The sequence below is a fragment of the Neobacillus drentensis genome, assembly GCF_036965645.1.
In the GTDB taxonomy this organism is placed as follows: Bacteria; Bacillota; Bacilli; order Bacillales; family Cytobacillaceae; genus Neobacillus; species Neobacillus drentensis_D.
On the sequence record NZ_JBALPZ010000152.1, the window covers coordinates 1 to 6,677 of the forward strand.

Here is a 6,677-nt window from a genome sequence, read left to right on the forward strand (position 1 = left end):
TGCTTGGATAATGCCGTCATTGAATCCTTCCACTCCACTATAAAGTCGGAAGAATTCTACTCTCAAGGAAGAGAGTTTCTTACAAATTCTATTGTAATCGAAAGAGTTGAAAAATTCATCAATCATTATAATCACACACGACTTCAGGCAAAATTAAACTACCTGTCCCCTATTGAGTTTAGGGAACAGGCAGCATAATCGGTGCTTTTTCGTTGTCTCATTTTAATAGGTCAGTTCATATAAACCCAGTGCTGTTTTGCATTTAACTACTTCAAGAGGGCAGTAAATTTTAAAATACTGTCACTTTTCCTTGTTGATCATTTAAAAGCTGAATCATACCTGCAAGCATTTCTTCCGTAAATTTCCCCTGGCTATAATTCACAATGGCTCTTAAAGGTACACTTTCCATCATTGCGTTATTCATTTTTGCTTCATCATTGTTTGCAGACGCTTTTTGTTTCTCGCTAGTTTGGCTCAACTTGCCAACAAACTGTTTGGCAATTTCTGATAAAACAGGGTTAGCGAATATTTCTCCAAGGGTAGTATTTCGATCAACTGGCTTTTGAACAAGTACAGAAGATTGAACCTGGATCTTTTCAGATAAAGCAATTTCTCGCGAGGACTTTCCGATTAAGACTTCAAATTCTCCCGTCTCGACATGCCAATCCATCAAATGAACGTTATAGTAAGCAAATGAGCGTTTACCTAACACAAAAGTAACCGTTTTTTGTTCTCCAGGTTGTAATTCAACCTTTTCAAATCCTTTTAACTCTTTTTCAGGCCTGCTCACTGTACTTGCTACTTCTTTTACATAAAGTTGAACAATCTCTTTTCCCGGTACACTGCCACTATTTTTTACGATTAGACTTACACTTACCTTTTCTGTATCTTTTAGTTCCTTTTTATCTAGAATAAGATTGCTATATTCAAAGTTTGTATAACTTAATCCATAACCAAATGGAAATAACGGCTCAATTTCTTTTTTGTCGTAGTAGCGGTATCCAACGAAAATACCTTCTTTATATTCAACTTTGTCCCCATCACCAGGAAAGTTTAAAAATGATGGGTTATCGCTTAACTTCTGTGGAAAAGTTTCCGCTAATTTTCCGCTTGGATTTGCATCGCCAAAAAGCAAATCGGCGATTGCCCCTCCTAGTGCCTGACCACCTAAATAGCCCTCAAGTAATCCTTTAACATGATTGATCCAAGGCATGATAACAGGAGCACCATTGCTTAATACAACTACTATGTTCTGATTGACTTTTGCAATCGATTCTATTAATTGAACTTGGTTTTCAGGTAGACGTAAATGCTCACGATCATATCCCTCAGATTCATAGCTTTCAGGAAGGCCAACAAAAAGTACGGCAGTATATGCCCCTGCTGCTACTTCTTTTGCCTCATTTATTAATTTTTCGTTTACTGTGTCTTCGTCTAGGTTATAACCTTGTGCATAGATTACATTCGCATTCCCAGAAATAGATTCAATTTCATCCAAAATATTTTCCAGTTTTGTAGGGACGATATGCGAGCTGCCTCCCCCCTGGAATCGAGGTTTCTTGACAAATTCTCCAATGACCGCAATGGTGCCCTCTCTTTTTAGTGGAAGAATCTGGTCTTCATTTTTTAAAAGGACCATACTTTCTCTAGCTACTTCCCTAGCTAGATGATGATGGGCTTCACGACTGTATGTCGCATTATCTTTTTTATGATCAACTGCTTTAAAGATAATCTTAAGCAATCTTTCAACTGCTTTGTCCAATTCTTCTTCTGGAAGTTGACCACTCTTTACAGCATTGACAATTTTTTGATCACCAACACTGTTAGACGGCATTTCAAGCTCTAGTCCGTTATTTAACGCTTTTTCACGTTCGTTTACCGCTCCCCAATCCGAAACAACAATGCCTTCAAATCCCCATTCATCTTTTAAAATATCCTTTAATAAATACTCATTCTCTGAAGCGTATTCTCCATTTACTTTGTTGTAAGCGGCCATCACTGTCCAAGGTTTTGCCTCCTTAACAGGGCCTTCAAAGCTTGCTAGATAAATTTCACGCAGCGTCCTTTCGTCAATAACAACATCTGTTGTCATTCTACGATATTCCTGGTTATTAGCTGCAAAGTGTTTCAAAGAAGTTCCTATTCCTTGACTTTGAACACCCTTAATATGATTAGCCGCCATTTCTGATGAAAGAAATGGGTCTTCAGAGAAATATTCAAAGTTTCTTCCACAAAGAGGAGACCGTTTAATGTTTGCACCTGGCCCAAGAAGAATCGCCACATCTTCAGCCTGACACTCCTCACCAAGGGCAACTCCAACTTTATGAATCAATTCCCTGTTCCAGGAACTAGCCATACCAGCAGCAGATGGGAAGCATGTTGCGGGCACGCTGTCATAGATTCCTAAATGGTCCGAACTGCCCTCTTGTTTACGGAGTCCATGAGGGCCATCCGTAACCATAATGGATGGAATCCCCAATCGTTCAATTCCTTGCAATCTCCAAAATTCAAGTCCTGAACATAAACTAGCCTTTTCCTCCAGTGTCATTTTGCCGATTATGTCGCTTATTTTCCGATTCATTACACACGATACCTTTCTATGCTTGTATTCGCAATCTACTACTCTTCATTTGTTGGCCAACAGTATCTAATTCTCTCTCAAGTACATTTAACTCATCCACAAGCGCATGTAATCGATCTTCCGCTAACTTCGACAGCGGATGGTACAATAGCTTTTGAATAGGCTCGGCTTTTAACCGGATTAGCTGCCCATGAGGATTAGAGATTCCGGGTACATATGTTTCTAAAATTTTCTTTGTTTCCTCCTGTGCAAGCAGGTCTATTAATCTAGTATTTACAGAATAAATAGTCTTAAACCCACGTTCATTCTTGTAAGTGAAACGATACTGACCGGATCCTATAACAAATGATACACCCTTCTCTGTCTGGTTAATATCAAAAATACCATCCGCTTTTGTTATGCCTATACCGTTTTCTTTGACATCCCCTTTTTCTGCAAATGGCAAGATCACCTGTGCCGTCGTATTTACTGGAATTTCTATTTCTACGGTTACTTCCTCATGTCTGAAATTCCACGCAGAGACAATACGTCCATACATCGATTCATGTGCGGTACTTGCATAAGTTAGTTCTTTACCACCTATCCTAGGTTGAATACGAATCCGTTTATAAGCCGGCTCAGACTCATCCATGTCTAACCCTGCCACTACTCGGTACATCCAGTCTCCAATGGCCCCATAGGCGTAATGATTGAACGAATTCATATCATCACTCCAGAATGATCCATCTTCTTTAATACCATCCCAATGCTCCCAGATAGTGGTTGCCCCCTTGGTAACAGAATATAACCATGATGGATAGGTTTCTTGCAATAGTAACTTCACAGCCGTTTCATGATAGCCGTTATTAGAAAGAACGAGGTTTAAATAAGGTGTACCGACAAATCCGGTTGTTAAATGATAGTCATTTTCTAAAACCAACTGATTTAAGTCATTAGCTATTCTCTCTCTTATTTTTCCCTCTACAAGATCAAACATGAGGGGAAGCACATGTGCAGTTTGTGTGGTCACCGCTAGCCTTCCTAACGGGGTGATAAATTCATCGTTAAAGTGTTTTTTTATCCGATTGAATAGTTCATCATACCGCTTTACATCGTCACCTTTTTGTAGAACTTTTGCTGCGTCACGTAAGAGCCGAGTGGAGTAGGCATAAAAAGCAGTAGCGATCAGATCATCCGGTGTTGCACCAAAATAACTGCCTTCTTTGGAGTCCAGCCCAAGCCAATCTCCGAAATGGAAGCCGGTATTCCATGCAACCTCATTTTCCCCTTGGGCACGGATGTATTCTACCCAAGCTTGCATGCTAGAATATTGTTCTTCGAGAATCCTAGTATCACCATAAATGAGGTATACCGTCCAAGGACAAATAACAGCTGCATCTCCCCATGCAGCAGATGAATCACCATCAACCACATTTGGGATCACAGAAGGAACTCCCCCATTCGGGAGTTGGTCTGCCTTTAAATCACGGAGCCATTTGGTGAAAAATGGGCCGCCTTTATAATTGAATAATGCTGTACGAATAAATACCTGAGCATCCCCTGTCCAACCTAATCGCTCATCACGCTGTGGACAATCGGTCGGGACATCCACAAAGTTGCCTCGCAGTCCCCAATTAATATTCTGCTGCAGTTGATTGACCATGGGGTTCGAGCTCTCAAAATTTCCTGTTTGCATCATATCCGCATGAATGACTTCGCCAACAAAATGTTCAAGATCCAAGCCGTTTTCCTGGCCAGGATACCCTTCAATTTTCACATAACGGAATCCTTGGAAGGTGAAAGCGGGTGCATAACTCTCCATCCCTTTGCCCTTCGTAATATACTCGACGGTTTGCTTGGCCGCCCTAAGGTTGCCAAAGTAAATATTGCCGTCCTTATCCAGTACTTCTGCATGTTTTAATGTGATTTTTGTACCTGCCGGAGCATTTACGGTAAATCGAATGCGACCCACCATATTTTGGCCCATATCTAAAACGGTATCGCCTGCTGGTGTAGTTAACACTGCTTGCGGCTTAATTGTTTCTGTTACTCGTGTAGGATTGTTTTCCTGAGCAACCAAATTCTCCAATGGAAGATCAAGAAGATCCGAACCCTTCCATTTGGAATCATTGAAACCAGGTTTGCTCCAAACCATTTGTTCCAATCGTGCATCATATGTTTCTCCATGATATAGCTCGGAATACAGAATCGGACCTGTGGAAGTCTTCCAGGTTTGATCCGTTCCGATAACCTCTTCTGTTCCGTCGTCATATCGAATTTTCAATTGAAGTATTATTCCTCGCTTTGTGCCGTAATTATTTCGTGTGCAATCCCAAGAGAGATCTCCTTTGTACCAGCCGTCTGCTAACATGGCTCCGATTGCATTTGAACTGCTTGTAAGTAGGGATGTTACATCATAGGTCTGATATTGAATTCTTTTACTATAACTTGTCCAACCTGGTGTAAGTAAATCTTCTCCCACTCGCATTCCATTTAAATAAAGCTCGTATAGTCCGACACCTGTGACATAGATACGAGCTGATTCAATTCCATCTTTTAGATCAAATTCTTTCCTTAGCAGAAAGGCAGGTTCTGAATCTGGATCTAGCTCCTGTGGATTTGGTGTAATCCACTCCGCCTTCCACTCACTCCTTTCAAAAAGGGCGGTTTCCCACCAAGCAATATCACTCCAATTGGATTGTCGGCCAAAATGGTCCCAAACCTTTACACGGTAATAATATCTAGTACCGGATTTCAGCCCGGGTCCTTCGTAAACAATGTGAAGGGATTGCTCCGACTCTAAATATCCTGTATCCCATAAAGGTGTTTCAAAATCTAATTTTAAAGAAACTTGGAGCTGATAAGCCAGTTGAGTCGTTCCACGGCGGTCTGAATGAATTTTCCAGCTGAGTCGAGGTTTTTTCACATCCAAACCGAGTGGATTTTTTCTATATTCACAGGTTACATCATATATTTTCAATTCGTTCATTTGCATAGTTAAAATTCCCTGTCCTTTCCTATAGAAACATAATCTTTCAACAGCGTTTCAGGTATCTGGCTGATCAATTCATTCACAGTCCAAGGCTCATCTGCCTTTTTAATTTCTTTGATAATTTTAGGATCAGAATAAAGTGAAATTCGACCACCGCCAGTAACAGTGAATACCGCTCCGTTTACGTAGGAGGCCTGTTCTGTGCAGAGATATGCTAAGAAAGGAGCAACGTTTTCCGCGGGACCATGTTCCTTCTCGGATTCTTCCACACGATTATCGTTCGGATCCATCTTTATTCCATTTTCCTCCATCATCGTTCTGAGAGTTGCTTTGAAACTCATGTGACCGGGTGAAGCAGCCTGGGGGCAATAAGCGTTTACGGTAATACCAAAACGGTCAAGTTCTTTTGCCGTGGATTTGGTAAGTCCTACTATGCCGGCATTTGCAGCACTATAGGCACTGAGGTTGGCAATTCCTGTCCATGCGTCTGAGGCACAATTGAGAATTCGCCCAAAACCCTGTTTTATCATATGGGGGATCGCATGGGACATCAGATTGTAAGCACCCTTAAGCTTGGAAACTGTCTGATAATCCCAATCGGATTCTTTCATCTCTATAAAAGGACCGAATCCCATCCCCGCCGCATTATTAACAACGATGTCAATCCGACCATATTTTTCAATGGCTAGTTGGACCATTTTGCCAGCGGTTTCATAATCGGAAACATCTCCATAGAAAGGAGTTGCTTCTCCACCTTCCATCATAATTTCCTGTGCAGTACTTTCTGCATCGCCTCTAAGTTTGAGTATCTTTATCATTTCCTCCGCGTTAAACTCGGGAGTACCTTTTACACCTAGCGAACGAAATGTCTCGTTTACAGAAATGGTATTGGGACTTTTGGGTTTTCGATTATTCGTGATGACCTTAGCACCTTCACGTGCCATAAAAAGAGCAATTCCTCGACCAACCCCCTGTCCAGAACCAGTTACAATTGCGACTTTTCCTTCTAAAGATTTTGTCATGTTACCATCCTACTTTCAAAATATATTTAGTAAAATACCATTTGAATTATCAGACCAATTACCATGACTTGGTCTGATTGATTTATATTTCATTGAATAAACC

The 6,677-nt window shown here is 40.9% G+C and carries 4 protein-coding genes; 1 reads left to right on the forward strand and 3 read right to left on the reverse strand.

Going from position 1 to position 6,677, the window contains the following annotated elements; genetic code table 11:
* Positions 1-198, forward strand: a 198-nt coding sequence (locus V7266_RS24780) for an IS3 family transposase (RefSeq protein ID WP_335471851.1), incomplete at its 5' end; no start/stop codon positions are given.
* A gap of 91 nt (positions 199-289) precedes the next feature.
* Here V7266_RS24780 and V7266_RS24785 read toward each other — a convergent pair.
* From V7266_RS24785 to V7266_RS24795, 3 genes are read right to left on the reverse strand one after another with little or no spacing between them, the layout of a single operon-like run.
* On the reverse strand, positions 290-2,581 hold the full coding sequence (locus V7266_RS24785; RefSeq protein WP_420491499.1) for a glycoside hydrolase family 3 C-terminal domain-containing protein: 2,292 nt from the start codon (positions 2,579-2,581) through the stop codon (positions 290-292).
* 16 nt (positions 2,582-2,597) lie between these two features.
* A complete protein-coding gene (locus V7266_RS24790) occupies positions 2,598-5,549 on the reverse strand; it encodes a family 78 glycoside hydrolase catalytic domain (protein ID WP_335471854.1) in 2,952 nt (983 codons plus the stop codon).
* 8 nt (positions 5,550-5,557) lie between these two features.
* Entirely contained in the window at positions 5,558-6,574 is a 1,017-nt protein-coding gene (locus tag V7266_RS24795; protein WP_335471852.1) for an SDR family NAD(P)-dependent oxidoreductase, read from the reverse strand.
* Positions 6,575-6,677: the final 103 nt, after the last annotated feature.

Coding starts and splice junctions, on each gene's coding strand:
- V7266_RS24785 (WP_420491499.1), bottom strand. CDS start 2,581: ATGAATCGGAAAATAAGCGACATAATCGGCAAAATGACACTGGAGGAA.
- V7266_RS24790 (WP_335471854.1), bottom strand. CDS start 5,549: ATGAACGAATTGAAAATATATGATGTAACCTGTGAATATAGAAAAAAT.
- V7266_RS24795 (WP_335471852.1), bottom strand. CDS start 6,574: ATGACAAAATCTTTAGAAGGAAAAGTCGCAATTGTAACTGGTTCTGGA.